Annotated in this window: 25 protein-coding genes; 12 read left to right on the forward strand and 13 right to left on the reverse strand. The window is 61.6% G+C overall.

Features of this window, described 5'->3' with window-relative positions; all coding sequences use genetic code 11:
- Positions 1–33: 33 nt before the first annotated feature.
- A complete protein-coding gene (gene puuE / locus IP85_RS04350; RefSeq protein ID WP_054148423.1) occupies positions 34–954 on the forward strand; it encodes an allantoinase PuuE in 921 nt (306 codons plus the stop codon).
- Between the two features lie 90 nt (positions 955–1044).
- On the opposite strand, the gene IP85_RS04355 is transcribed toward puuE, so the two are convergent.
- On the reverse strand, positions 1045–1923 hold the full coding sequence (locus IP85_RS04355; protein ID WP_054148424.1) for a LysR substrate-binding domain-containing protein: 879 nt from the start codon (positions 1921–1923) through the stop codon (positions 1045–1047).
- A gap of 117 nt (positions 1924–2040) precedes the next feature.
- Between IP85_RS04355 and IP85_RS04360 the strand changes: the two genes are divergently transcribed.
- Positions 2041–2898: a DUF1989 domain-containing protein gene (locus IP85_RS04360; RefSeq protein ID WP_054148425.1), complete on the forward strand. Its 858-nt coding sequence runs from the start codon at positions 2041–2043 to the stop codon at positions 2896–2898.
- Between the two features lie 204 nt (positions 2899–3102).
- On the opposite strand, the gene IP85_RS04365 is transcribed toward IP85_RS04360, so the two are convergent.
- Positions 3103–4149: an NAD(P)-dependent alcohol dehydrogenase gene (locus tag IP85_RS04365; protein WP_054148426.1), complete on the reverse strand. Its 1047-nt coding sequence runs from the start codon at positions 4147–4149 to the stop codon at positions 3103–3105.
- 233 nt (positions 4150–4382) lie between these two features.
- On the opposite strand from IP85_RS04365, the gene uraD reads away from it, so the two are divergent.
- Positions 4383–4880 carry a 2-oxo-4-hydroxy-4-carboxy-5-ureidoimidazoline decarboxylase gene (uraD, locus tag IP85_RS04370; RefSeq protein ID WP_054148427.1) on the forward strand — a complete coding sequence of 166 codons (498 nt, stop codon included), beginning with the start codon at positions 4383–4385 and terminating at the stop codon, positions 4878–4880.
- A 184-nt stretch (positions 4881–5064) separates the two neighbouring features.
- Here the strand turns inward: uraD and IP85_RS04375 are convergent, their stop codons facing one another.
- Positions 5065–5244, reverse strand: coding sequence for a DUF2735 domain-containing protein (locus IP85_RS04375; RefSeq protein ID WP_054148428.1), 180 nt, complete (start codon positions 5242–5244; stop codon positions 5065–5067).
- A gap of 395 nt (positions 5245–5639) precedes the next feature.
- Here IP85_RS04375 and IP85_RS04380 point away from each other — a divergent pair, with 395 nt between their 5' ends.
- The 6 genes from IP85_RS04380 (at position 5640) to IP85_RS04405 (ending at position 10303) form a co-directional block, all read left to right on the forward strand.
- Positions 5640–6680: a glutamine synthetase beta-grasp domain-containing protein gene (locus IP85_RS04380; RefSeq protein WP_054148429.1), complete on the forward strand. Its 1041-nt coding sequence runs from the start codon at positions 5640–5642 to the stop codon at positions 6678–6680.
- A 233-nt stretch (positions 6681–6913) separates the two neighbouring features.
- Positions 6914–7258, forward strand: coding sequence for a MarR family transcriptional regulator (locus IP85_RS04385; RefSeq protein ID WP_197277983.1), 345 nt, complete (start codon positions 6914–6916; stop codon positions 7256–7258).
- Between the two features lie 19 nt (positions 7259–7277).
- The gene (locus tag IP85_RS04390) at positions 7278–8603 is read left to right on the forward strand and encodes an MATE family efflux transporter (RefSeq protein WP_054148431.1); all 1326 of its coding nucleotides are present in this window, start codon (positions 7278–7280) and stop codon (positions 8601–8603) included.
- A gap of 94 nt (positions 8604–8697) precedes the next feature.
- Positions 8698–9207, forward strand: a complete 510-nt coding sequence (locus IP85_RS04395; RefSeq protein WP_197277984.1) for an ureidoglycolate lyase — start codon at positions 8698–8700, stop codon at positions 9205–9207.
- Positions 9204–9560: a hydroxyisourate hydrolase gene (gene uraH / locus IP85_RS04400; RefSeq protein WP_054148433.1), complete on the forward strand. Its 357-nt coding sequence runs from the start codon at positions 9204–9206 to the stop codon at positions 9558–9560. Before IP85_RS04395 ends, uraH begins: the two co-directional genes overlap by 4 nt.
- Positions 9561–9562: 2 nt before the next feature.
- On the forward strand, positions 9563–10303 hold the full coding sequence (locus tag IP85_RS04405) for a metallophosphoesterase family protein (protein ID WP_054148434.1): 741 nt from the start codon (positions 9563–9565) through the stop codon (positions 10301–10303).
- A 6-nt stretch (positions 10304–10309) separates the two neighbouring features.
- Here the strand turns inward: IP85_RS04405 and IP85_RS04410 are convergent, their stop codons facing one another.
- From IP85_RS04410 to xdhC, 6 genes are all read right to left on the reverse strand, one after another.
- Positions 10310–11455: an alpha-hydroxy acid oxidase gene (locus IP85_RS04410; protein WP_054148435.1), complete on the reverse strand. Its 1146-nt coding sequence runs from the start codon at positions 11453–11455 to the stop codon at positions 10310–10312.
- Between the two features lie 36 nt (positions 11456–11491).
- Entirely contained in the window at positions 11492–11926 is a 435-nt protein-coding gene (locus IP85_RS04415; protein WP_054148436.1) for a potassium channel family protein, read from the reverse strand.
- 27 nt (positions 11927–11953) lie between these two features.
- The gene (guaD, locus tag IP85_RS04420; RefSeq protein ID WP_054148437.1) at positions 11954–13270 is read right to left on the reverse strand and encodes a guanine deaminase; all 1317 of its coding nucleotides are present in this window, start codon (positions 13268–13270) and stop codon (positions 11954–11956) included.
- Positions 13270–14502 (reverse strand): urate hydroxylase PuuD, encoded by a 1233-nt coding sequence (gene puuD / locus IP85_RS04425; protein ID WP_054148438.1) that lies wholly within the window; start codon positions 14500–14502, stop codon positions 13270–13272. The genes guaD and puuD overlap by 1 nt, the downstream gene beginning before the upstream one ends.
- 137 nt (positions 14503–14639) lie before the next feature.
- A complete protein-coding gene (locus IP85_RS04430; protein WP_054148439.1) occupies positions 14640–15539 on the reverse strand; it encodes a LysR substrate-binding domain-containing protein in 900 nt (299 codons plus the stop codon).
- A gap of 404 nt (positions 15540–15943) precedes the next feature.
- A complete protein-coding gene (gene xdhC, locus IP85_RS04440; protein ID WP_054148441.1) occupies positions 15944–16744 on the reverse strand; it encodes a xanthine dehydrogenase accessory protein XdhC in 801 nt (266 codons plus the stop codon).
- 127 nt (positions 16745–16871) lie between these two features.
- Between xdhC and IP85_RS04445 the strand changes: the two genes are divergently transcribed.
- The gene (locus tag IP85_RS04445; RefSeq protein WP_054148442.1) at positions 16872–17756 is read left to right on the forward strand and encodes a hypothetical protein; all 885 of its coding nucleotides are present in this window, start codon (positions 16872–16874) and stop codon (positions 17754–17756) included.
- Positions 17757–17760: 4 nt separating this feature from the next.
- Here the strand turns inward: IP85_RS04445 and xdhB are convergent, their stop codons facing one another.
- The 3 genes from xdhB to IP85_RS04460 all read right to left on the reverse strand — a co-directional run bounded on the left by xdhB (position 17761) and on the right by IP85_RS04460 (position 22444).
- Positions 17761–20097 carry a xanthine dehydrogenase molybdopterin binding subunit gene (xdhB, locus tag IP85_RS04450; RefSeq protein ID WP_054148443.1) on the reverse strand — a complete coding sequence of 779 codons (2337 nt, stop codon included), beginning with the start codon at positions 20095–20097 and terminating at the stop codon, positions 17761–17763.
- A 2-nt stretch (positions 20098–20099) separates the two neighbouring features.
- A complete protein-coding gene (gene xdhA / locus IP85_RS04455) occupies positions 20100–21572 on the reverse strand; it encodes a xanthine dehydrogenase small subunit (protein WP_054148444.1) in 1473 nt (490 codons plus the stop codon).
- A 98-nt stretch (positions 21573–21670) separates the two neighbouring features.
- On the reverse strand, positions 21671–22444 hold the full coding sequence (locus IP85_RS04460) for a 3-hydroxybutyrate dehydrogenase (protein WP_054148445.1): 774 nt from the start codon (positions 22442–22444) through the stop codon (positions 21671–21673).
- Positions 22445–22675: 231 nt separating this feature from the next.
- Here IP85_RS04460 and IP85_RS04465 point away from each other — a divergent pair, with 231 nt between their 5' ends.
- Positions 22676–23722, forward strand: coding sequence for an LLM class flavin-dependent oxidoreductase (locus tag IP85_RS04465; protein ID WP_054148446.1), 1047 nt, complete (start codon positions 22676–22678; stop codon positions 23720–23722).
- Between the two features lie 41 nt (positions 23723–23763).
- Positions 23764–24516, forward strand: coding sequence for a type I methionyl aminopeptidase (map, locus tag IP85_RS04470; protein ID WP_054148447.1), 753 nt, complete (start codon positions 23764–23766; stop codon positions 24514–24516).
- 30 nt (positions 24517–24546) lie between these two features.
- On the opposite strand, the gene IP85_RS04475 is transcribed toward map, so the two are convergent.
- Entirely contained in the window at positions 24547–24783 is a 237-nt protein-coding gene (locus IP85_RS04475; RefSeq protein ID WP_006725732.1) for a hypothetical protein, read from the reverse strand.
- Between the last annotated feature and the right edge of the window lie 98 nt (positions 24784–24881).

Consider the following 24881-nt stretch of genomic DNA (forward strand, 5'->3'; position numbering starts at 1 on the left):
ATAGCCTCGCGTCAAAACACGAGAGGTGAACCGATGACGACTGCTCCTTATCCCCGCGACCTGATAGGCTATGGCCGCGACATTCCCGATCCGAAATGGCCCGGCGATGCGCGGATCGCGGTGCAGTTCGTGGTGAATTACGAGGAGGGTGGCGAAAGCTGCATTCTCGACGGCGATCCGGCCTCGGAAAACCTGCTGTCAGAAATCGTCGGCGCCCAGCCTTGGCCCGGCCAGCGCAATCTCAACATGGAGTCGATCTACGAATACGGCTCGCGCGCCGGCTTCTGGCGGCTTTGGCGGATGTTCACCGAGCGGAAAGTGCCCGTCACCGTCTATGGCGTCACGCTCGCCATGGCGCGCAACCCGGAAGCGGTTGCCGCGATGAAGGAAGCCGACTGGGAGATCGCCAGCCACGGCTATCGCTGGCTCGAATACAAGGATTTCCCAGAAGACGTCGAGCGCGAGCATATCCGCGAGGCGGTTCGCCTGCACAAGGAACTGACCGGCTCGCATCCGCTCGGCATGTATCAGGGCAAGCCTTCTGACAACACGCTGCGCCTCGTGATGGAGGAAGGCGGCTTCACGTACTCCTCCGACAATTATTCCGACGACCTGCCGTTCTGGGTGCCGGATCTCGAAGGCAAGCCCTTCCTGATCATCCCCTATACGCTTGAAACCAACGACATGCGGTTCGCCACGCCGCAGGGCTTCAACACCGGCGACCAGTTCTTCACCTATCTCAAGGACGCCTTTGATGTGCTTTACGATGAGGGAAAGAACGGCAGCCCGAAGATGATGTCCGTCGGCCTCCACTGCCGCCTCGTCGGTCGTCCGGGCCGCGCTGCGGCGCTGGCGCGGTTCATCGATTATGTGACGAGCCATGAGAAGGTCTGGGTGCCCAAGCGGATTGAGATTGCCGAGCACTGGCACAAGTTTCACAAGCCGGTTTGGTGAGGGCCTGATGACGACACTCGGCGACCTCAAGTCCAAGCTCATGGAATCCCCGGCATTCCGTACCGAGTATGAGAAGGCCTGCGTCGAGTATCAGGCGATCGAAGCCGAACTCGCGGCTTCCGCCAGCAACCAATCCCGCAAGATCGCGGCCGGCTCGGACAGATCCCCGCCTGACAGCAGCCAATAGGCCTTGTCCTCGTCGGCGGCTTCATCGAACAGCACGCTCAGCGTGCCCGCTGCCAGATGGTCGGTGATGAGGGCGGTCGGGCAAAGGCCGATGCCAAGGCCTGACAGCACCGAACTGACCAGCAGGTTGAAATCGGCATAGAGCGGTCCCGCAGGTGTCTGGCCCTCGATCCCGCGTGCCGCCAGCCAGGATTGCCAGGCGGCCTCGGTCGCGTCGTGCAGCAGGTCCTGTTTCAGGAGGTCAGCGGGTGTTGAGATCGGCCCGTGCCGCTCCAGATAGGCGGGCGCACATGTGGGCCGCGTGGCGGCGTCCAGGATGTGGTCCGCCCGACCCGGCGGGCGGGTCCCGTGGCAGATCAACAGGTCGGCGCCGGCTTCATCCGGGGTCAATGACCCCAAAGGATAGACGATCGAGACCTGGATCTGAGGATGTTGGGCGCGGAAGCGCGGCAGGCGGGGGCCGAGCCAGTGGGTGACCACCGACGGCATGCTGGCGAGGCTGGCGCGGGCCATGGATTTGCGGGCGGTCAACCGCTCTGCGGCGCGGGCGATGTGGCCGAGGCCTTCCGAGCAGGCGGCGCCGAGTTCGCGGCCGTCAGCGTTGAGGCGCACGCCTCGCGGGCGGCGTTCGAAGAGGGCAAGACCCAGCCAATCCTCCAGTGCCTTCACATGCTGGCTGACGGCTGCTGCCGTCATGCCGAGTTCGGTCGCGGCCTGCAGGAAGCTTTCGCGACGGGCGGCGGCCTCGAAGGCGCGGAGCGGGGGGAGCGGTGGCAGTTTCATGGCTCCATGACTAAGTCAGACTTGGCCATGGGGCAAGAAGAGAGGCGGTTGTCTTGAGGGGACAGGTGGGGCACCTTGCGGCAAACCTCCTTTATGTGCCGATCCCCGGAGCCGCCCATGCCATCTTTCAACGCCAACGTCCCCGTTCCCGCCGATGCGGCTGCCCGCCGCGCCGTGAAACCTGTCGTCTGCTATCCGGTCGAGTCACTTGTCGCACCCGACATGAGCATTCTGGAGCGGGCGCGGGCGACGATGGAGAAGGTCGGCGAGGTGATCGTTGAGCCGCGCGAGGGCAACACGTTCGAGGTGCCAAAAGGGCATTTCTTCCGCATCGTCAGTGTCGAGGGACCGCAGGTCGGCGACCTCAATCTGTGGAACGCCAATGATCTCTCCGAGCGCTTCTTTTCCGGCAAAACGCGGGCGCTGCATGCGACCCATGTGACAACAGGCAATCGCTTGTGGAGCAATCTGCCGTCGCTGCGCCCCATGGCGACGATCAGCCATGATACGCTCGGCTGGTATGGTTTCGACGAATTCGGTGGCGGCGTACATGACGTGATCGGCACGCGTTGCGATCCCTATACCAACCGGCTGCTCTCAGGCGGCGACTACCATCATTGCTGCCATTCCAATCTCTGCCGGGCGCTGGCGCATCACACGGGTGCTGACATCAAGGTGGTCGAGCCGCATGTGCATGATGTGTTGAACGTCTTCATGTGCACCGGTTTCACCCGCGATACGCAGCAGTATTTCATGAAGGCAAGCCCCGTCCGTCCCGGCGATTTCCTCGAAATGTTTGCAGAAATCGACCTGCTGGGCGCTCTTTCCGCGTGTCCGGGTGGAGATTGCAGCGCCAGCCATTCGAGTGATGTTGCCAAGTGCTACCCGCTGAAGGTGGAGCTCTTCAAGCCGGATATGGCGCTGCTAGCGGATTGGCCGTTTCCGGAGCGGAATGGGTATCAGCTGCAGGTTTGATACCGCCAAGGGCCTGGCAAGACGGGCTTGAGCTGTGAGGTCGTCATGCTCGGGCTTGTCCCGAGCATCTGCGACGTTGCAATTGCATTCGACCGCAGTAGATCCTCGGCACAAGGCCGAGGATGACGTCTCGTTTGGGGACAGGCCTATCCACGAAAAGAGGGCCCAGCGCAGACCGGGCCCTTCTCATTCCGTCTTCGCAGCTCAATCCTTGGCGAGGCTCGCCATGTCGATGACGAAGCGGTAGCGCACGTCGCTCTTGATGACACGCTCATAGGCTTCGTTCACTTGGGCGATGTCGATGATCTCGATCTCCGGCGTGATGTCGTGCTTGCCGCAGAAGTCCAGCATTTCCTGGGTCTCCTTGATCGAACCGATCATCGAGCCGGCGAGCGAGCGACGGCCGGCGATCAGGGCGAAGGCATGCACGGGAACCGGGTTTTCCGGCACGCCGAGCAGGACCATGGTGCCGTCGACCTTCAGAAGGTTCAGGTAGGCGTTCCAGTCGATCTCGGCGCTGACGGTGCAGAGGATCAGGTCGAAGGTGCCGGCGAGCGTCTTGAAGGTCTCCGGATCCGAGGTGGCATAGTATTCCTTGGCGCCGAAGGCGAGGCCGTCTTCCTTCTTCGACAGGCTCTGGCTGAGCACGGTGACGTCTGCACCCATGGCGGCGCCGATCTTGACGCCCATGTGGCCGAGACCGCCCATGCCGATGACGGCGACCTTCTTGCCGGGGCCAGCCTTCCAGTGGCTGAGCGGCGAATAGAGCGTGATGCCGGCGCAGAGCAGCGGTGCTGCCTTGTCGAGCGGGATGTTGTCCGGAATGCTCAGCACATAGTCTTCCTGGACGACGATGGAGTCGGCATAGCCGCCCTGCGTTGGGGTCACGCCGTCGACTTCCGTGGAGTTATAGGTGCCGACGAGGCCGGGCATATACTGTTCGCGGTAAAGGTCGCGTTCGCAATGCAGGCAGGAATTGACGAAGCAGCCGACGCCGACGCGGTCGCCGACCTTGTATTTCGAAACGCTCGAGCCGACTGCTGTCACGATGCCGGCGATCTCGTGGCCGGGGACCATGGGGAAGGTCGAGTTGCCCCATTCGTTGCGGGCCTGGTGGATGTCGGAATGGCAGATGCCGGAGAACTTGATCTCGATCACCACGTCGTCCGCGTTCGGTTCGCGACGCTCGAAGGTGAAGGGAACCAATGGCTTGGAGGCATCCGTTGCGGCATAGCCTTTGGCAATCGGCATGGGGTATCCTTTCAAATGTGATGGGGGGAGCGAGCTGTAGATAGGTCGATCCGGGTCTGCTGCAAGCTAAGGACCCTGGGGTTTGCGTTGAAAGTGCCTGTCGCCTTCGGAAACTCGACAAGACCAGGGGGCTCGGCTAATCCTTGTCATCAACTGCTTCGCGGGATGCGCGGGCAGGCCCTCCTTGCCGCTGCTGTCACAGCTGCGGCCTCACATGATACTGGATTGACGGCATGGACAGAGCGGACTTCGTTCAGCGTTTCGGCGGGGTGTTCGAACATTCGCCCTTCATTGCGGAGCGTGCCTTCGATGCAGGCATGATCGAGGCGCCGCTGACGGCGCTCGACGTGCATGATGCTATGGCTGCGATGTTTCGCACGGCAAGCCAGGATGAGCGGCTGGGCGTATTGCGTGCGCATCCTGATCTTGCAGGCAAGCTTGCGATTGCGGGCGAGCTGACGGAAGACAGCAAGCGAGAGCAAGCTGGCGCCGGGCTCGATCGGTTGAGCGCTGACGAACATGCCCGCTTTACCGAGCTGAATACGGCCTATGTCGAGACGTTCGGCTTTCCCTTCATCATCGCGGTCAAAGGGCTGACGAAGGACGACATTCTTGCCGCCTTCGAAACGCGCATCGCCAACTCCCAAGACCAGGAATTCGACACCGCCTGCCAGCAGGTGGAAAAAATTGCGCGGCTCCGCCTCGAAAGTCTGCTTCCGGAAAGGGACTGACACGCCCTGCAGCTGCACCGTGCGAAATCGCGGCAAGTGCTGTCCAGGCGAGGCTGGTAGCGACGTCCCGTTCGGCGCCTCAGCGTTTCAGAGTATGTGAAACGAAAAGAGCGGGCACTGGCCCGCCCGTCGCATGCTTCAAGCCGTCCGCAATGCGGGCGGCTTTCTTGTTGGGCTTTCGCCCTTACTGCTTCGGCGCCCGTTCGGCTTCGCGGATCGCTTCCTCGTGATACCAGCTTGCCGAACCGCTCTCATAGATCACGGGTTTCGGCGTCTGGCGCTCACGCATGGCGTTGAGGCGGGCCAGGTCACGCACCGGGAATTCGTAGATCTTCGCCGATTCCCGAACCATGTTCGTTGTCATGCTACTACCTCTCGTTTCACCGAGTGTTGTCTCGATGGTTCATGCTTACCACGTCTGAAACTGAAATGCACATGAAAAGTGCAAAATGCCTATTTTGTGGGCAATATGAAAGCAGAAAAAGTGATGAATTTAAAATCATCACAGCGCTTTCGTGATCTTAGGTGGCCTGACAACACCGGACACGCGCCTCTGGTTCCATGAGTATGCGCTCAATCTGTTAAAGAAGGGCCTGCAATGTCGGCGATTTGGCGGGTCGCCTGCGACAAAATGGCCGCATTTCGCAGTCCGTCTGCAAACTGGCACGCTTCCTGCTTTTTATCTTTCGACTCCCGGGCACCCGGAGAATCACCCCTCTGTTGCGCCGATGAGTGGCGCGAGACTGAAGAGAGAGCACCATGACCAAGTTTAAGCTCGAGTATATCTGGCTCGATGGCTACAAGCCGGTAGCGAACCTGCGTGGCAAGACGCAGATCAAGGAATTCGACAGCTTCCCGACCCTGGAACAGCTGCCGCTCTGGGGCTTTGACGGCTCCTCGACGATGCAGGCCGAAGGCCACTCGTCGGATTGCGTGCTGAAGCCGGTCGCCATCTATCCCGACCCGGCTCGCACCAACGGCGCTCTCGTCATGTGCGAAGTCATGATGCCCGATGGCGTCACCCCGCATCCGTCGAATAGCCGCGCCACGATCCTGGATGACGAAGGCGCCTGGTTCGGCTTCGAACAGGAATACTTCTTCTACGAAAACGGCCGTCCGCTCGGCTTCCCGGAGCAGGGCTATCCGGCTCCGCAGGGCCCTTACTACACCGGCGTCGGCTACAAGAATGTCGGCTCGATCGCCCGTGAAATCGTCGAAGAGCATCTCGACCTCTGCCTCGAAGCCGGCATCAACCACGAAGGCATCAATGCCGAAGTGGCCAAGGGCCAGTGGGAATTCCAGGTATTCGGCAAGGGCTCCAAGAAGGCCGCCGACCAGATCTGGATCGCCCGCTACCTGCTGCTGCGTCTCTGCGAAACCTACGGCATCGACGTCGAATTCCATTGCAAGCCGCTTGGTGACACCGACTGGAACGGCTCGGGCATGCACTGCAACTTCTCGACCACCTTCATGCGCGAGATTGGTGGCAAGGAATACTTCGAAGCCCTCATGGCGGCCTTTGCCAAGAACTGGCAGGAGCACATCGACGTCTACGGTCCGGACAACCATCTGCGCCTGACCGGCAAGCATGAGACGGCTCCGTGGAACAAGTTCTCCTACGGCGTTGCCGACCGTGGTGCCTCGATCCGCGTTCCGCACTCCTTCGTCAACAACGGCTACAAGGGTTACCTGGAAGATCGCCGCCCGAACTCCCAGGGCTGCCCCTACCAGATCGCTTCCGTCGTACTGAAGACGATCGCCGAAGTGCCGACGGCCGATTACGCCAAGAACGCCGCCTGATTTCAGGCTAAGGTTCAACGATTGCAGCGCCGGTGGAAACACCGGCGCTGTTTTCGTTTGTCGCGCTGGTTCGAGTCCATCCTTGGGGCAGGGGCTTGCAAAACGGATCCGCTCTGTATAGTTAGTTAGTCTAACTATACAGAGCGTGCGAAATGGATCTGGAAGAAAGTCTACGCTGCCTGCAGTGGCATATGTGGTTCCGATGGCGGGAAGAGTCGCAGAAAAGCGGCTCCATGGACCTGACCGCGACGGAACTCGACTATCTCTATCTGGTGATCGCAGCCGAGAAGCCGCTGCGGCTTGCGGATCTGGCTGATCAGATGCGGGTGAGCAGGGCTTCCGCATCGGTGATGGTGCGCAAGCTGCATCTCGGCGGCTATCTCGACAAGCTCTCTGACAGTGCCGATGGACGTTCTGTGCTTCTGGCACCGACGGCCAAATGCAGCGCGCTCATTGCAGAAGAAAAATCGATCTATGCCGAAACAGCAGAGCGTATTTCCCGCGCGCTGACCCCCGACGAACTTGAAGACCTTGACCGTCTGCTGAAGAAGGCACGCGGCAGTCTTGAATGTTCCTGAACGTGACGACACAATTCCCATGACCCCCAGCTTTTTGACTGAACTCAAGGATATCGCGCGTCTGGCCGTGCCCATCGTGGTGGGCCTGAGCACCGGTGCCGTGATTACCGTGACGGATTCCCTGATGATTGCGCCGCTTGGGCATGTGCCCCTGGCCGCCGTGGGCCTTGCGGGTGCGGTTGCGACCGTCATGCTGGCGGCGATCTACGGCTTTCTGTCGGTGATCTCTGTCCGCATCGGGATGGCCTTCGGGGCGCGACAGGGTCGTCAGGTGGCGGCCTTCCTGCGGGCCGGTTTGGTGCTGGGGGCCGTGACTGGCGCTGGCGCGGCTTTGTTGATGAGTGCCTCGCTCCTTCTGATGCCCTATTTCGGACAGCCGGCCGATGTGCTCTCGCAGGTCACTGCCTACTGGCATCTGATCGCCGCCTTTCTCATTCCCTATGCGGTCCTCACGATCTTCAAATCGGCCTTCGAGGCCATTGATCGCCCCTGGATGGGGGTGAGTTTCGGAGCGCTCGCCTGTGTTTTGAACATTCCGCTCAACTATTGTCTGATCTACGGCGTTGGATCTCTGCCGGCCTTCGGCCTTGTCGGGGCCGGTATTGCGTCACTGGTCGCCGAGAGCATTGCGCTGCTTGCGGCCTTTGCCTACTGGCGATGGTCGATGTCGACTGTCCGGTTGCGGACGAGAAGCGATCGCACCTCTGTCGATACGGTGTCCCTCGTGCGGGAGGGCGCTCCGCTCGGCCTGATGTATGTCGCGGAAACGGCTGCGATGGCGGTTGCGACCATGCTCATCGGTCTCTTTGGATCGGTTGCGCTCGCTGCCAATCAGGTGGCGCTCTCCGTCGGAACTCTGCTCTACATGGTGCCACTCGGGATTGCCGGAGCCGTGGCCATTCGTGTCGCCCAGGCGGCGGGCGCAAAGCGCGTTGATCGGGTGCGCCGCGTCACCTTTGCGGCGCTCGGGATGGGAACGGTCTGGCTGACCGGAGCGACCTTGGTGCTCGGTCTCTACGGGGCCGAGGTCGCGGCCCTGATCTCGTCAGATCCCGCCGTCATCGAACTGGCTGCCGCACTCTTCTTTGTATTCGCGCTCAGCCAGGTCGTCGACGGTCTTCAGTCGACGCTTGTGGGTGCCCTGCGCGGCATGTCCGATACCGCAATCCCTTCGGTGATCTCCATCCTCGCCTACTGGCCTGTGGCTATCCCGCTTGGCTGGGCTCTTGCCTTTCCGCTCGGCCTCGGGCCGCAAGGTGTCTGGCTCGGCTTCGTATCCGCACTTGCGCTTGCCGCGTCGGCTCTGGTCTGGCGATTCCACAGCCTGACGCGCATTGTCGGTTGACGAAGGAGCGGCGAGTCTTGATCCTCCCAAGGTGCGCGATGGCTGGAAAACAGCTCTTGCCGCCGACATGCTGCCACCCGCATCTCCAGGGAGAATGACCCCTTTGCCCATCGAGCTCTCCATCCGTCCCCTGACGGCTCAAAGTTTCGCGCCTTTCGGCGATGTCATCGAAGCCGATCCCTCGACCATGCGGCTGATCAATGGCGGCACGACCGAGCGGTTTCACGGCCTGTTTTCGCCAGAGACTGCGGGCGAGGGGGCGCGGGTGATCGTCAACATCTTCCGTGGAAAGCCGCGGGCCTTTCCCTATGAGATCGGCATGATGGAGCGCCATCCCTTCGGCAGCCAGAGCTTTTCACCGTTGTCCGGTCGACAGTTCCTTGTCGCGGTATCGCCTGACGAGAACGGCAAGCCCGGTGCACCGCAGGTGTTTCTCGCCGCGCCGCATCAGGGGGTGAACTATCGCCGCAACACCTGGCACCATCCCTTGATGGCGATCGGCGAGGTCAGCGATTTCCTGGTTGTGGATCGCGACGGACCCGGCAACAATCTCGAGGAAGTTTTCTTCGAGACCCCCTTCGTGATTCGGGAGCCCCAGATATGACCGGCCTCACCACCCATGTCCTCGACACGGCCCTCGGCAAGCCCGCCCAGGGACTTCGCATCCAGCTGATGCGGATGAATGGCGAGGAGGCAGAGCTGATCAAGACGGTCTTCACCAATGACGACGGGCGCGTCGATGGCGGGCCGATGCTGATCGGCGAGGAATTCCAGATCGGGCAATACGAGCTGCTCTTTCATGCCGGCGATTATCTGAAGGGGACGGGAGCCACGCTCACGGATCCGCCCTTTCTCGACGTGATCCCGATCCGTTTTGGCATCTCCGACACCACGGCGCATTATCACGTGCCACTTCTGCTCTCGCCGTATGGCTATTCCACCTATCGAGGAAGCTGAGTATGCGGTTTGCGGCGATCGCCGACATTCACGGCAATCATCTGGCGCTCGAAGCGGTGCTGGCGGATATCAAGGCTCAAGGGATCGATACGGTCGTCAACCTGGGCGATTGTTTCTCGGGGCCGCTCGAGGCAGGGCTCACCGCCGATCTGCTGATGCCGCTGAACGCGCTGACTGTGCGCGGCAATCATGATCGAGCGCTCATCGATCGGCCCTTCGAGGCGATGGGGGACTGGGAGAGGCCGAGCTATCCGCAATTGTCGCCGGCGCATCTCGACTGGATCAGGAGCCTGCCGGAAACGGCGCTCCTCGGCGATGATGTCTTTCTCTGTCACGCCACGCCTGGGGACGACAACACCTATTGGACCGAGACGCTGTCGGCCGACGGCATCTTCCACCTGAAGCCGCTGGCCGAGATCGAAGCCTTGGCGGACGGTATCGATGCGACGCTTATGCTCTGTGGGCACAGCCACATTCCGCGTGCCGTGCAACTCAGCGACCGCAGGCTGATCGTCAATCCCGGCAGTGTCGGCTGCCCCGGCTTCGACTACGATGTGCCTGTCTATCACAAGGCTCAGGCGGCTACGCCCTTTGCCAGCTATGCAATCCTGGAGAAGGCGCCGCGTGGCTGGCAGCCGAGCTTTCGGCTGGTGCGCTACGACAATCTCGCCATGGCAGAGCTTGCGCGCCGCCACGGCATGATGGATTGGGTCAGTGCGCTCTCCAGCGGCTGGATCGTCTGAGGCCGCTCAGAACGGGCTTTCTGCGATGATCGACCTGTCGACATCGGCAAGCTGTCGTTTGCCGCAGAGCGCCATGGTCACATCCATCTCCTTGGCAATGATCTCCAGCGCCTTGGTCACACCGTCCTTGCCCATGGCGCCAAGGCCATAGAGGAAGGGGCGGCCGATATAGGTGCCCCGTGCTCCAAGCGCTACCGCCTTCAAGACGTCCTGGCCGGAGCGGATGCCGCCATCCATATGCACTTCGATCTTGTGGCCGACGGCGTCGACGATCTTCGGCAGCATTGATATCGAGGAATGCGCCCCGTCAAGCTGGCGCCCGCCATGGTTGGAGACGACGATCGCGTCAGCGCCTGTCTTTGCTGCCATCTTGGCGTCCTCGACGTCGAGAATGCCCTTGATGATCAGCTTGCCACCCCACTGTTTCTTGATCCATTCGACATCCTTCCAGGACAGCTTGGGATCGAACTGCTCGTTGGTCCAGGCGCCGAGCGATGCAAGATCGGAGACATTCTTGGCATGGCCCTGGATGTTGCGGAAGGTGCGGCGTTGGGTTTGCAGCATGTTCCAGCACCAGCGCGGGCGCATGGCCATCTGGAAGAGGTGTTTCGGCGTCAGTCGCGGCGGGGCGGAAAGGCTGTTCCTGATATCCTTGTGACGCTGGCCGAGCAGTTGCAGGTCGGCGGTGAGAACCAGGGCCGAGCATTTGGCCGCCTTGGCCCGCTCGATCAGGTTCATCACGAAGTCCCGGTCACGCATGACATAGAGCTGGAACCAGAAGGGGCGGCTGGTGACGGAGGCGACGTCCTCGATCGAGCAGATGCTCATGGTCGAGAGCGTGAAGGGCACGCCGAATTCTTCTGCCGCCTTCGCTGCCAGCATCTCGCCATCGGCATGCTGCATGCCGGTGAGGCCGGTCGGGGCAAGCGCCACCGGCATTTTCACCTTCTCGCCGACCATGGTCGTTTCGAGCGTCCGGCCGCTCATGTCGACCAGCACGCGCTGGCGCAGCTTGATCCTGGCAAAGTCGCTCTCATTGGCGCGATAGGTGCTCTCGGTATAGGAGCCGCTGTCGGCATAGTCGAAGAAGAGCTTTGGCACGCGTTTGCGCGCGAGATCCTTCAGGTCGGAGATTTCGAGAATGGGGGCCATGATTTCATGCCTTTCGGGATTGACGACAGTGGGCCATTAGAAGTGCTCGCCGGATTTGAAGGGGCCGACGCGCATGCCGGCTGCGATAAGATAGGCGGTCGACCAGCCGATCAGCAGGAAGCCGTTGACACCTTCGAGAGCTGCCAGCATGCGCCATTCCGGATGCGGGACCACGTCGCCGAAGCCGACGGTGGAAAAGGTCGTGGTCGAGAAGTAGAGGGCGGTCTCGAAATCGTCGACGACGCCGAGCAGGCTATAGGCGGCGGCCCAGAGCCAGACTTCGGCTGTGAGAACCGCAAAGACACCGATGACGACCGTGTTCATGGCCAGCATATGGCTTCTGTGGCCATGTAAGCGGATGCGGTCGGTGACCCAGGCCATGACATGTGTAACAGCCATCAGGCCGAAGGTGTGAATGACCACCGTCAGTGAAATCATCAGCGTGCCGAGCGCGAGGTTGGTCAACAGCATGGATCCGCACCCTCCCTCGGGGCTACTTCAAAGGCCGGATTGGGGCTTCGAGGCCTTGCCTGCCACATAGGTCTCGACCACGGAACGATCATCGCCCAGCGTTTGCAGCAGGAAGAGTTCTTCCGAAAGTGATGTCACGGTTTCCATCCGCAGTCGCATCGCGGGGGTCGCGGCGGCATTGAGCACGACGATATCTGCGTCTGTGCCTTTGTCCAGCGTGCCGATCCGATCGGCGAGATCGAGCGCCACCGCATTGCCGAGCGTCATATGGTAAAAGCTTTCCAGCGGGTTCAGGCGTTCGCCGCGCAACTGCTGGATCTTGTAGGCCTCGTCCATGGTCTTCAACATGGAATAGCTGGAACCGCCGCCGATATCGGTGGCGACCGCGACGGTCACAGGCTTTTCTCGCCGCTGGATCGCCTTCAGCGGGAAAAGGCCGGAGCCGAGAAAGAGGTTGGAGGTCGGGCAGTGGACGGCGACTGCACCGCTGTCTGCCATGGCATCCGCTTCGCGCTCCGACAGGTGGATCGCATGGCCGAAGAGGGCCTTTTTCCGCAGCAGGCCGTAGCGGGCATAAATGTCCGTATAGTCCTTGGCATCCGGATAGAGCTCGCAGGTGTAGCGGATCTCGTCGTGGTTCTCGGACAGATGCGTCTGGATATGCAGGTCCGGAAATTCTTCCGCGAGCTTCTGCGTCATCGCCATCTGCTCGGGCGTCGAGGTGATCGCGAAACGGGGGGTGATGGCAACGTGGTTGCGGCCCTTGCCATGCCACTCATCGATCACGGCGCGCGTCTCGTCATAACCCAGCTGCGGTGTGTCCAGCAGGCCCTGCGGCGCGTTGCGGTCCATCATCACCTTGCCGCCGATCATCAGCGTGCCGCGCTTCAGGCTTTCCGCAAAGAAGGCATCGGCAGAGGCCTTGTGCACCGAGCAATAGGCCACCGCCGTGGTCGTGCCCTGGCGCAGGAATTCGTCGAAAAACTGGATGGCAATGCGCTCGGCATGGGCGCTTTCGACGAAGCGGCATTCCTCGGGGAAGGTGTAGGTGTTGAGCCATTCCAAGAGGTTGGCGGCATAGGAGGCGATCACCTGCATCTGCGGGAAATGCACATGGCAATCAATCAGGCCGGGGAGGATCAGATGCGGGCGATGGTCGATCTCGGTTGCTTCAGTGCCGGCCTTGGGCTTCACATCGGCATAGGCGCCGGCGCTAGCAATCTTGCCATCGCGGACCAGCAGCGCGCCGTCCTCTTCATAGAGATAGCTTTCGCGGTCGCCGGCATGCTCAGGTGCCCGGCTGAAAGAGAGGAGGCGGCCGCGGATCAGGGTTTCTGTTGTCATCACTTGCCTTCAACCGTCGTCTCATACCAGGCGACGAGCAGCTTGCGCTCTTCGGGCGAGAGATCGGTGATGTTTCCAGGCGGCATGGCATGGCTGCGACCGGCCTGGAGATAAATTTCACGGGCATGGGCGGCGATCTCGCCGTCCGTTTCCAGCTTCACGTTCTTCGGTGCCCGCGCAATGCCTTCCCAGACGGGTTCGGCAGCGTGGCACATCGAACAGCGGCCCTGTACGACATCGCGCACCGCTTCGAAATGGCCGTTTGCAACAAAGGTCTGTTCACGCTGAGACAGGCTCACTTGCTCCTCCTCGCCGGTCAGCACCTTCGGCACGGTCGAGAGCCACATGATGACGATGAAGATCAGCACCGTGACCAGCCAGGTCCAGGTCGGCTTGCCCTTGCGGGCATGGGTGGTGTTGAACCAGTGGCGGATGGTGACGCCCATCAGGAAGACAAGGGCTGCGATGATCCAGTTGAACTCCGTGGCGAAGGCCAGCGGATAGTGGTTCGACAGCATGAAGAAGATGACCGGCAGCGTGAGGTAATTGTTGTGCAGCGAGCGCTGCTTGGCGATCACGCCGTATTGCGGATCGGGTGTGCGGCCGGCGATCAGGTCGGCGACGACGATCTTCTGGTTCGGAATGATGATGAAGAAGACATTCGCCGACATGATGGTGGCGGTAAACGCGCCCAGATGCAGGAAGGCGGCGCGACCAGTGAACACTTGCGTATAGCCCCATGCCATGGCGATCAGCACGACATAGAGAAAGGCCATCAGGCCCCAGGTGTTGCGGCCGAGCGGCGACTTGCAAAGGAGGTCATACAGGATCCAGCCGACGGCGAGCGACGCCAGCGACAGGCCAATCGCCTGCCAGGGCTCGATGTCGAGGACCGTGCGGTCGATCAGGAACAGATCGGCGCCGCCGTAATAGACCACGGCCAGCAGGGCAAAGCCCGATAGCCAGGTGGCGTAGCTTTCCCATTTGAACCAGGTCAGGTGCTCCGGCATCGAGGCGGGCGCGACCAGATATTTCTGGATATGGTAGAAGCCGCCGCCATGCACCTGCCATTCCTCGCCATAGGCGCCGACGGGCAGGCCCGGGCGCTTCACCAGGCCGAGATCGAGCGCAATGAAATAGAAGGACGAGCCGATCCAGGCGATGGCCGTGATCACATGCAGCCAGCGGACAGCAAAGTTCAGCCATTCCCAGGCGATCGCGTATTCATACATTAGAGAATTCCCCTTTTGTCCTCCCGGCCGGACAGTGTGGAAAATATTGCGCTGCAAGGGAAGCCCTCGCGAACACGGGGAGGGCCTTGAAGGGCGATTTATGCAGAGATTCTTTTCTTGCCGAGAAGTCTGTGAAATCAGGGCGCTTTTTCGGCTTCGAGCGTGGCCGTGAGCCATGTCTCGAAGGCCTTGATTTTGGGCTGGTTGCCGCGTGTCTGTGGGTAGACGAGCCAATAGGTGTTGTCGTCGGTCCAGCTGATGTCGAAGGGGCGAATCAGATGGCCCGACAACAGATCATCCTGCACATAGAACGGGCTCAGCATTGCCACACCGTGGCCGGCAAGGGCGGCACCTGCTTCGAGATCAAGCACTCCGAGGGCATCGAGCCTGCGCGCGGATTTTGGCGGTGCCTCAAGGCCTGCAAGCTGAAACCAGTAGCGCCAACGCAGATCATCATGACTGATCCATGGCAGTTTCAGAAGGTCTGCAGGCTCGTTGACCCCGCCTATCGTGTCTGCAAGCTTCGGACTGAGTATGGGCGTGTAGGCAAGCCTGATCAATTCGCGACAGGTGAGGCCAGGCCAAGGGCCCCGTCCGACTCTTATGGCGACATCGGCCGTCTGACGGTTGAAGTCCGTGAGGGTTGATCCGCGCAAGAGGCGCACGGCAATGTTGGGATGCTGCAACTGAAAGCCGCCGAGGGTGCGGGCCAGCCATTGCGACGCGAATGTGGGCGAGGAGTGGATTTCAAGGATCTCGTCGTCGCCGCGTGCTGCGCCTGACATCGCTTCCTGGAGCAAGGTGAAGGCCTCGGACACCTTTGGCAGGAGACGTTCGCCGGTGGCGGTCATTTCTATCCGGCGTGGCAAACGTAGAAAAAGCCTTTCTCCCAAATGCTCCTCCAGGAGCTTGATCTGGTAGCTGACCGCCGTCTGGGTCATGCCGAGCTCGTCGCCGGCTTTTGTGAAGCTCGACAGGCGCGCCACGGCCTCAAAGACACGAAGGGCGTTTAGCGGCAGTTGGCGCGACAGCTTCATGGATCAACTCTTTTTATCCATCGCCAGCGTAATTGAATTGGATCCGGCGGGCAATCGGCGGCACTATCTGCGCATCAGATAGAAACGAATTGATGCGCGTGGAGGCAGAGATGGAGTCCGCGATAGGACGGTTCATGCCCGGATCAGAGGGTATCAAACAATGGCTGCGGGCAGTCTTCTCGCCGGGCAAACGGCGTCGGCGGTTCTCGGTGGACGAGCTGCCCGAAGACCTCAGACGTGACGTGGGGTTGGAGGCCAAGGGTGACATGCAGCGTCGGCTGGAAGAGTCACATAGGCTGCTGCTCGATCGTATGCGGTCCGGGGTCCTGTGAATGGAAAGTCAATGGATAGAGCGGGTTGGCACGCATTTCTGCAGATGTGATTCCGCTTGTTCGGATATCGCTTCAGGGGAGCAACACAGCAAGCAATTCGGCCGCCACCATCGCTGCAATCACCGCCGGACGCTTGTCCTTCACCGTGCTGCCGCCAATGGGCAGGACAAGCCGGTCGATTGCCGCCCGGCCAGTTCCCTCTCGCTCCAGGAAGGAGGCAAAGGTGGCGCGCTTGGTCTTTGAGCCGATCATGCCGATATAGGCGAGGTCGGTACGACCGAGCGCTTCCTTTGCGATCAGGAAATCCAATGCATGGTCGTGGGTGAGGATGACGGCGGCACCGCCGGTTTTCAGCTTTGCCACCTCGGCCTCGGGCATCGCGACGCGGCGGAAGGCGATGCCGTCGGGTACCTCTCCGTCGACCTGCGGTCGTGAGTCAATCAGTGTGACGTTCAGCGGGAGAGGGGCGAGTGCCCGGGCTAGCGCGAGGCCGACATGGCCAGCGCCGAAGAGCATGACTTCGGGGAAATGCGCCCGCTCTCCGGCGAGGCGTTGCAAAAGTGCCTCCCGGACGGCCGGATCGATCCTGCGGAGGGACAGGCGTACCCGTCCGCCACAGCACTGGCCGATTTCAGGGCCGAGCGGCACATCCAGTTCGGTTTGCGCCGTTTCACCCGCCATTACCCTGCGGGCGCAGTCGATGGCCATGAACTCCAGATAGCCGCCTCCGATCGTGCCCCAGAGTGCTGTTTCGGCCACCAGCATCAACGTGCCGGCCTCGCGCGGCGTCGAGCCTTTGGCCTCGACGACTTCGACGAGAATGGCGTCAGGATGGGAAACGAGGAAGGCGGGGAGGGTGGCGACAGTGATCATGGGCTGATCCTAGCACCAGGCAGTGGGAACTGGACAGCGGGGCTTCGGGTTTATTCCACCGAGGTTTAAGCACGCCGGTAACATGTCAGCCGTGTTATGGTTCGGCATGAGAGGCTTGGGAGCGGGAATGACCAGAACCAAAGGCTTGATCGTCTGGCTGCTTGTGGCGGCTTTCGCCGGGGCGCTATTCCTCGTCAATCCGCTGGCGGATATCGCCGCTCGGTTCAGCCGCGACGTCACGCTCGGCAGCGGCGCGCTCTACACGACCTTGCGGGTTGCGAACTCGGTGATGAGCGTGGCCCGCGATGCCGATGTTACCGGCGGGGTGGGCGTCGCCTCCGTTACCGCGAGCCCCGGCCAGTTGCTGCAGCCCGTGATCAATACAATCGAGCGGATGGTCGACCTGCTGTTCGGGCTTGCCATCGTGTCCGGCATCCTGTCGCTGGTGCTGGTGCCCGTTGCGAAGGTTGCCTCCATCGGCCTTGCGGCCTGCGCGCTGTTTTGCGCTGGCATGACGCTGACCGCCCGGCGGGTACCGCCGATGCTGGAGCGCCTGACGCGGTCGGTCATGGTGCTGGGTGTCCTCGGCGCCGTTCTGTTGCCGGCATCCTATACAATCGCCTTCTATGCCGGCGATGCGATCACGGATCGGGCCTGGACCCATGCGACCGAGGTTTTCGATCAGATGCGCGGTCAGCATGCAGCGGCGGGCCTTGATGACGAGGCCGCAGGAATGGCTGGCGCCCTTACACCCACCGATCGGATCCCGCCGGCAGAGGACGGCATGTTTGACCGTCTCGGCACGGCATTCACGGGCACCCTGCATGCCGCTTCCGACATGGCGGCCACGGCGGCGGCGAATGCGCAGATCATCCGCGATGGCGTCGCGATCTCGACGGATCTGTTTGCCGCCTCGATCGGCATTGCAACGGCCTATCTGGTCAAGCTGCTCGTGCTGCCGATCCTGATCCTGGCAGCCATGCTCTACCTGATGCGATCCGCCTTGCGCTGAGCTTTCACGCCCGCTTCAACCTTTCCACAGCCATCAGTACCCGCTCCGGCGTCGCCGGGGCGTCGAGCCGCGGGCAGAGGCGATAGTCCGCAACCGAAGCCACGGCCATGGACAGCGCCTCCAGCACCGAGATCGCCAGCATGAACGGTGGCTCGCCGACGGCCTTGGAGCGTCCGATGGTGGGCTCGGCGTTCTCAGACCAGGGCACCAGCCGCGTGTTGAAGATCTTCGGCCGGTCGGAGGCGAGCGGGATCTTGTAGGTCGAGGGGGCATGGGTCCTCAAGCGTCCCTTGCCGTCCCACCAGAGTTCTTCCGTCGTCAGCCAGCCCATGCCCTGGACGAAGCCGCCTTCGATCTGGCCGATATCGATGACCGGGTTCAGCGACTTGCCGACATCATGCAAAATGTCGGTGCGGTCCATCAGATATTCGCCCGTCAACGTATCGATCGAGACTTCCGTGCAGGCGGCGCCATAGGCGTAGTAGTAGAAGGGCGTGCCGCGACCGGCAACCCGGTCCCAGTGGATCTTCGGCGTCTTGTAGAAGCCGGCCGCAGACAGCTGGACGCGACCGAAATAGGCTTGTTTGACGAAGTCGCCGAAGGTGAAGATCTCACCGCCGACGCGCACGCGGTTCGGCAGGAACTCGACCTCGTTGGCGGGCACGCCATATTTCTCTGCGGCAAACGCAACCAGCCGTTCCTTGATCTGCCGGGCGGCATCCCAGGCGGCCATGCCGTTCAGGTCGGAACCGGAAGAGGCCGCCGTGGCCGAGGTGTTCGGCACCTTGGCCGTGGTCGTTGCCGTGATCTTCACCGTGTCGACATCGACCTGGAAACAGTCGGCAACGACCTGGGCGACCTTGGTGTAGAGGCCCTGGCCCATCTCGGTGCCGCCATGGTTCAGATGGATCGAGCCGTCCTGGTAGATATGCACCAGCGCGCCCGCCTGGTTGAAGGCGGTCATGGTGAAGGAGATGCCGAACTTTACCGGTGTGAGCGCGATGCCCTTCTTGATGACCGGGCTCATCTTGTTGAAATCGATGATCGCCTGGCGGCGCGCCTGGTAGTCGCAGGAGTTTTCCAGCTCCTCGACGACCTTCAGGATAATGTTGTCTTCCACCTGCTGGTGGTAGGGGGTCACGTCTCGGCCGGATCCCTTCTCGCCATAGAAATTGGCCTTGCGGACCTCGAGCGGGTCCTTGCCCAGCGCATAGGCGATCTCCTCGATCACCCGTTCGGCCCCCAGCATGCCCTGCGGCCCGCCGAAGCCGCGATAGGCGGTGTTGGAGACGGTGTGGGTCTTCAAGGGCTGCGAGGTTAGCTTCACATGCGGATAGAAATAGCTCGAATCGGCATGGAAGAGGGCGCGGTCGGTGACAGGGCCGGAGAGATCGGACGAGTAGCCGCAGCGGGCGGCGAAGTTGGCCTCGATCGCATGGATCTTTCCGTCGCCATCGAAGGCGACATCGAAATCCATCTTGAAGTCGTGGCGCTTGCCGGTGACGCCCATGTCCTCGTCGCGGTCGGGGCGGAATTTCACCGCGCGCTTCAGCTTCTTGGCAGCAAGTGCCGCGAGCGCCGCAAACTGGTTGCCTTGCGTTTCCTTGCCACCAAAGCCGCCGCCCATGCGGCGTGTGTTTACGGTGATGGCGTTCGACGGGATATCGAGCACATGGCCGACGATGTGCTGGATTTCCGAGGGGTGCTGGGTCGAGGACCAGACGGTGACATCGTCGTCCTCGCCCGGGATGGCGAGCGCGATATGGCTTTCGAGGTAGAAATGCTCCTGGCCGCCGATGCGCATCGAGCTATGGATGCGGTGTGGCGCCTTGTCGAGCTCGGTCTCGGGCGTGCCGCGCTTCAGCGTCATGCCGGGGGTGACGAGCGGGCTGCCATTCTCCAGCGCACCGTCGATATCGGTCCAGAAGGGTAGGTCGCGATATTCCACCTTGGCGAGGCGGGCGGCCTTGCGGGCTGCGTCGCGGGTCTCGGCGATGACAGCGAAGATGGTTTGGCCGTGGAATTCGATTTTGTCGGTCGCAATCAGCGGCTCGTCGTGGCGGCCGCCAGAGGAGACGTCGTTGACGCCGGTGATGTCGTCGGCCGTCAGCACCCAGACGACGCCGGGATGGGATTTCACCGCCGAAAGATCGATCGACAGGATCTCCGCATGGGCGCGATCCGCCATGCCGAGTGCGCCATGCAGGAGGCCTGATGGTTCGGGAATATCGTCGATATATTCGGCACTTCCGGCGACATGTTTGTGCGCTGAATCATGCCTCAGCGACTGGTGCATCGGCCCCTTGATGTATTTCGTCGTCTCGTAGGTCGCCTTATCCATGATCACGCCTCCTCCGTCGCGAAGCGCTGCAGTTCCTGCGGGGTGCCCGAGACTTCCAGGAAGAAGCGGGTGAGCAGGTTCTTCGCCGTCAGCTGGCGATATTCGGCTGTTGCGCGCCAGTCGGTGAGCGGCTTGTAGTCGACATCGAAGGCATCGCGTGCGGCTTCCACGGTCGCTTGCGTAAAGGGCTTGCCGTAAAGGGCTGCCTCGACGGCGCGGGCGCGCTTCGGCGTTGCCGCCATGCCGCCGAAGGCGATGCGGATATGGGTCACGGTACCGGCCGTATCCGCTTCCACATGGAAGGCGCCGCAGAGGGCCGAGATGTCCTCGTCGCGGCGCTTGGAGATCTTGTAGACGGCGACGTGACTCGAAGCTTTCGGGCGGGGCACAAACATGCTTTCGACGAATTCGCCCGACTGGCGGTCCTGCTTGCCGTAGTCGATGAAATAGTCCTCGAGAGGCATGGTGCGGGTGCCGGAGGCCGAGCGTAGCGTGACGGTGGCGGAAAGCGCGATGAGGGCTGGCGGACTATCGCCGATCGGCGAGCCATTGGCGACATTGCCGCCGATCGTGCCCATGTTGCGCACCTGCTGGCCGCCGATGCGTTCAATCAGACGACCGAATGCGGGGATCTCTTTTCTCAAGACGTCCAGAGCGCTGGAGTAGCTGACGCCGGCGCCGAGCGTGATGCCGTCGGGCGTAACCGTGATCTCCTGCAGGTCTTCGAGATGGTTGATGAAGACGACCGGGTCGAGCACGCGCATCTGCTTCGTTACCCAGAGGCCGACATCGGTCGCACCGGCAACCACGGTCGCCTTGGGATGGGCGGCGAGTGTTTCTGCCAGACCTTCGACGCTGCCGGGCACCACAAGGCGGCGGCCATCGGGGCCGGTGATGGCGATAGTTTCGCGGGTGGAGATCTCTTCCAGCCTCGCGATGATGTTGGCGCGCTCGCGCTCCAGCGGGTCGAAGAGGGCGGACGGGCGGATCTGGCCGACCTGTTCGGCCGCCTTGACGATCGGCTCATAACCCGTGCAGCGACAGAGATTGCCCTGCAGTGCACGTTCGATCTCGGCACGGCTGGGGTTCTCCGAGGTCAGCCAAAGCCCGTAGAGCGACATGACGAAGCCCGGCGTGCAGAAGCCGCATTGCGAGCCATGACAGTCGACCATGGCCTGCTGAACCGGGTGCAACGTGCCGTCCTTTGCCGCCAAGTGCTCGACCGTCACGACATGGGTGGCGTGCAGCGAGCCGACGAAGCGGATGCAGGCATTGACCGTTTCATACTGAAGCTTGCCGCCCACCAGTCGCCCGACCAGCACCGTGCAGGCGCCGCAGTCGCCCTCGGCGCAGCCTTCCTTGGAGCCGGTCAGCCGGCGTTTCAGGCGCAGGAAATCGAGCAGTGTCTCGGTCGGGTCGAGGCTTGCAAGAGCGATGTCTTCGCCGTTCAGGATGAAACGAATGCGGTCTGCCATGTATGTCTTTTGTCCCCCTCGAGACGTCCATTCTGTGGACGTCGGCGCTGCGCCGACCATGTTGCCAATGGTGGGCGGCGCAGCGTTATCTTTCAAGTCTATTGTGCGGTCCAGCCACCGTCGATCGAGATCGAGGTGCCGGTGATCTGGCGGGCAGCGTCGCTGGCCAGGAAGATGGCGGTCTGAGCGACCTCGTCGATCGAAACGAATTCCTTGGTTGCCTGCAGGCGCAGCATGACCTCGGTCTTCACCTGTTCTTCGGAGATGCCGCGAGCCTTGGCCGTGTCTGGGATCTGCTTTTCCACAAGCGGTGTCAGCACGTAACCCGGGCAGATCGCATTGATGGTGATGCCGAACTCGGCGACTTCGAGCGCGACCGACTTCGTCAGCCCAAGAATGCCGTGCTTTGCTGCCACATAAGCGGACTTGTAGGGCGAGGCGACGAGGCCGTGGGCCGAGGCGATGTTGATGATGCGGCCTTTTTTCTTCGCCTTCATGCCGGGGACGACCGCGCGCACCGTGTGGAAGGAACTGGTCAGGTTGATCGCGATGATCTGGTCCCATTTCTCGATCGGGAAATCCTCGACCGGGGAGACATGCTGAATGCCGGCATTGTTGACGAGCACATCGACGCCGCCAAAAGTCTTCTCGGCGGTGGCGATCAGGTCGGCGATCTCGGCCGGCTTGGTCATGTCGCCGCCATGGTAGAGCGCATTGCCGCCATGCGCTTCCAGAGACTTGCGGGCCTTCTCGATTTCGGCGGCGTCGCCGAAGCCGTTGATCACGACATTGGCCCCCTCAGCGGCAAAGGCACGGGCGATTCCAAGGCCGATTCCACTGGTGGAGCCGGTAATGACAACAGTTCTTTTCATGTGAATGCTTCCTTCTCGACGGATGCCGATGGATCACGGGCGTGATGTTGCGCCCGCGAAGGGAAAGGTTAGTCCTAAAGGAAGTTCCGGCGCAACGACCTTTTGACGCAACCGACGCCGTTCATCGCTGCAGAGCAATTGCGGGGAGACACACTGTTCGATGGCGGGCCCTTTTGTGTGCAGCCGCAAATCTCTATGTCTGAGTCAACACACGCAATCAGGAGTCTTCCCGTGGAACTCGGACTTTACACCTTTGCCGATGTCGACCCGAATGCCGCCAACAAGGGGGCCGATGCCAAGCGCCGTGTCGACGAGCTTCTGGCGGAAATCCGGCTGGCGGACGAGGTCGGTCTCGATGTCTTTGGCTTGGGCGAACATCACCGCCCGGACTATATGGCGTCCTCGCCGGCGACGATCCTCGCGGCTGCTGCGGTGCAGACAAAGAACATCCGGCTGACCAGCGCCGTCTCGGTCCTCTCCTCGGACGATCCGGTGCGTGTCTTCCAGCAATATGCGACGGTCGATCTGCTCTCCAACGGTCGCACCGAGATGATGGTCGGTCGCGGGTCCTTCATCGAGAGCTTTCCGCTTTTCGGTTACGACCTTGAAGACTACGACCTGCTGTTTGCTGAAAAGCTGCAGCTGCTCATGGAAATCCGAGAAAACGAGGTGGTGACCTGGGAAGGCCAGACCCGCAAGCCGCTTCAAGCGCGGGGCGTCTATCCCCGTCCGCTGCAGGATCTGCTGCCGCTGTGGATCGCAATCGGCGGCACGCCCCAGTCGGCAGCGCGCGCCGGTTATCTCGGCCTGCCGCTCGGCCTTGCCATCATTGGCGGCGAGCCGCATCGCTTTGCGCCGTTCTTCGATCTCTATCGTCAGAGTGCCGCCAAGGCCGGTGTCGATCCGAAGCAGTTGAAGACCAGCATCAACGTGCATGGTTTCATCCACGACACGACCGAATCTGCGGCCGACATTTTCTACGCGCCGCAGGCGGTGGTGATGGACCGGATCGGCCGCGAGCGTGGCTGGGGCCCGACCAACCGGGCGCAGTTCGATGCCTCGCGCGGCCCGCGTGGAGCGCTCTTCGTCGGCGATCCGGAAGCCGTTGCCGAAAAGATCGTCGCCATGCACGGCATCTTCAAGAATGACCGCTTCCTGATGCAGATGGCGATCGGGCCGATGCCGCATAAGGAACTGATGCGCGGGATCGAACTCTTCGGAACAAAAGTCGCACCGCTGGTTCGGAAAGCGTTGACGGAGACAGCGTCTGCCGCCTAAGGCAGCGCTTATCCCCGTCGAAGAGCCGTTGAAGGAACGCCATGATCGTTGAAACCGAAGAGGACCTGTCGCGTCTCAAAGACATCGGATGGATCTGTGCAACGGCAGTCAAGACGATGGCTGCAGCGCTTGAGCCGGGTATCACGACGCGTGAACTCGATCTGATCGGGCGCAAGGTGCTCGAGGACAATGGCGCCCAGTCTGCGCCTGAGCTTTGCTACCAGTTTCCCGGTGCGACCTGCATCTCGGTCAATGAAGAGATCGCCCATGGCATTCCGGGCGACCGGGTGATCAAGGCCGGCGATCTCGTCAACATCGATGTGTCAGGCGAAAAGCTCGGCTATTTCGGCGATACCGGCTCGTCCTTCATCGTGCCGCCAGGCACAGCCAAGCAGGAACGGTTGCTGCGCGACGGAAAGCGGGCGCTTTGGGTGGGCTTGAACCAGGTAAAGACCGGCCGTCCGCTCGCCGATATCGGCAATTCGATCGGCGCCTTTGCCAAGAAGAACCGCTATACGCTGATTACCAATCTTGCGAGCCACGGCGTCGGCCGCTCCCTGCATGAGGAACCAACAGAGCTTTCGACCTGGCCGGATCCGGATGAGACGCGGATCATGGAGGAGGGGCTGGTTTTTACCGTCGAGCCGTTTCTCTCGCTCGGCGGACAATGGGCCGAGGACGGCGACAAGGACAACTGGACGCTCTACAGCGAGCCACGCGCGCCGACCGTGCAGTTCGAGCACACGATCGTGGTGACCAAGAATGGTCCACTGGTTTTGACGCTCGCCGACTAGGGCGAGCGTTCGATCTTGTGGCCTGCAGGCTTATTCCGACTTCGAAAAGCCGACCGCAACGCCTTTCTTCTTGAAATAGGACTGCATGATCTTGCGGCCCTGACGGTTCGACTGCGCGAGCTTGGACGGCTCGAACACCGCTTCCTTGACGCCTTCCTTCGCCATCGCGGCCTTCAGGGCGGCAATGTGAAGATCGATCTCTTCGTTGTCGTTGTTGATCGAGGTGTAGATGTTGTCGATGGCCTGCTGCAGGCTGAGATCGCTCATGTGGCACTCCTGAATAAGCTTTGCGACTTCCCTAGCGATTTTTGGGCAGGAGGCAAGAAAAGCTTGAGACCGCATCACCTAACGCCAACCTTACAGAC

This window comes from Rhizobium sp. AAP116 (assembly GCF_001295785.1).
GTDB lineage: Bacteria > Pseudomonadota > Alphaproteobacteria > Rhizobiales > Rhizobiaceae > Allorhizobium.

Coding starts and splice junctions, on each gene's coding strand:
- IP85_RS04460 (WP_054148445.1), bottom strand. CDS start 22,444: ATGAAAAGAACTGTTGTCATTACCGGCTCCACCAGTGGAATCGGCCTT.
- xdhA (WP_054148444.1), bottom strand. CDS start 21,572: ATGGCAGACCGCATTCGTTTCATCCTGAACGGCGAAGACATCGCTCTT.
- IP85_RS04390 (WP_054148431.1), top strand. CDS start 7,278: ATGACCCCCAGCTTTTTGACTGAACTCAAGGATATCGCGCGTCTGGCC.
- xdhB (WP_054148443.1), bottom strand. CDS start 20,097: ATGGATAAGGCGACCTACGAGACGACGAAATACATCAAGGGGCCGATG.
- IP85_RS04410 (WP_054148435.1), bottom strand. CDS start 11,455: ATGGCCCCCATTCTCGAAATCTCCGACCTGAAGGATCTCGCGCGCAAA.
- IP85_RS04380 (WP_054148429.1), top strand. CDS start 5,640: ATGACCAAGTTTAAGCTCGAGTATATCTGGCTCGATGGCTACAAGCCG.
- IP85_RS04475 (WP_006725732.1), bottom strand. CDS start 24,783: ATGAGCGATCTCAGCCTGCAGCAGGCCATCGACAACATCTACACCTCG.
- IP85_RS04375 (WP_054148428.1), bottom strand. CDS start 5,244: ATGACAACGAACATGGTTCGGGAATCGGCGAAGATCTACGAATTCCCG.
- IP85_RS04405 (WP_054148434.1), top strand. CDS start 9,563: ATGCGGTTTGCGGCGATCGCCGACATTCACGGCAATCATCTGGCGCTC.
- xdhC (WP_054148441.1), bottom strand. CDS start 16,744: ATGATCACTGTCGCCACCCTCCCCGCCTTCCTCGTTTCCCATCCTGAC.
- puuD (WP_054148438.1), bottom strand. CDS start 14,502: ATGTATGAATACGCGATCGCCTGGGAATGGCTGAACTTTGCTGTCCGC.
- uraH (WP_054148433.1), top strand. CDS start 9,204: ATGACCGGCCTCACCACCCATGTCCTCGACACGGCCCTCGGCAAGCCC.
- IP85_RS04355 (WP_054148424.1), bottom strand. CDS start 1,923: ATGAAACTGCCACCGCTCCCCCCGCTCCGCGCCTTCGAGGCCGCCGCC.
- IP85_RS04365 (WP_054148426.1), bottom strand. CDS start 4,149: ATGCCGATTGCCAAAGGCTATGCCGCAACGGATGCCTCCAAGCCATTG.
- puuE (WP_054148423.1), top strand. CDS start 34: ATGACGACTGCTCCTTATCCCCGCGACCTGATAGGCTATGGCCGCGAC.
- IP85_RS04385 (WP_197277983.1), top strand. CDS start 6,914: ATGGACCTGACCGCGACGGAACTCGACTATCTCTATCTGGTGATCGCA.
- IP85_RS04395 (WP_197277984.1), top strand. CDS start 8,698: ATGACCCCTTTGCCCATCGAGCTCTCCATCCGTCCCCTGACGGCTCAA.
- IP85_RS04360 (WP_054148425.1), top strand. CDS start 2,041: ATGCCATCTTTCAACGCCAACGTCCCCGTTCCCGCCGATGCGGCTGCC.
- IP85_RS04415 (WP_054148436.1), bottom strand. CDS start 11,926: ATGCTGTTGACCAACCTCGCGCTCGGCACGCTGATGATTTCACTGACG.
- IP85_RS04445 (WP_054148442.1), top strand. CDS start 16,872: ATGACCAGAACCAAAGGCTTGATCGTCTGGCTGCTTGTGGCGGCTTTC.
- uraD (WP_054148427.1), top strand. CDS start 4,383: ATGGACAGAGCGGACTTCGTTCAGCGTTTCGGCGGGGTGTTCGAACAT.
- IP85_RS04430 (WP_054148439.1), bottom strand. CDS start 15,539: ATGAAGCTGTCGCGCCAACTGCCGCTAAACGCCCTTCGTGTCTTTGAG.
- map (WP_054148447.1), top strand. CDS start 23,764: ATGATCGTTGAAACCGAAGAGGACCTGTCGCGTCTCAAAGACATCGGA.
- guaD (WP_054148437.1), bottom strand. CDS start 13,270: ATGACAACAGAAACCCTGATCCGCGGCCGCCTCCTCTCTTTCAGCCGG.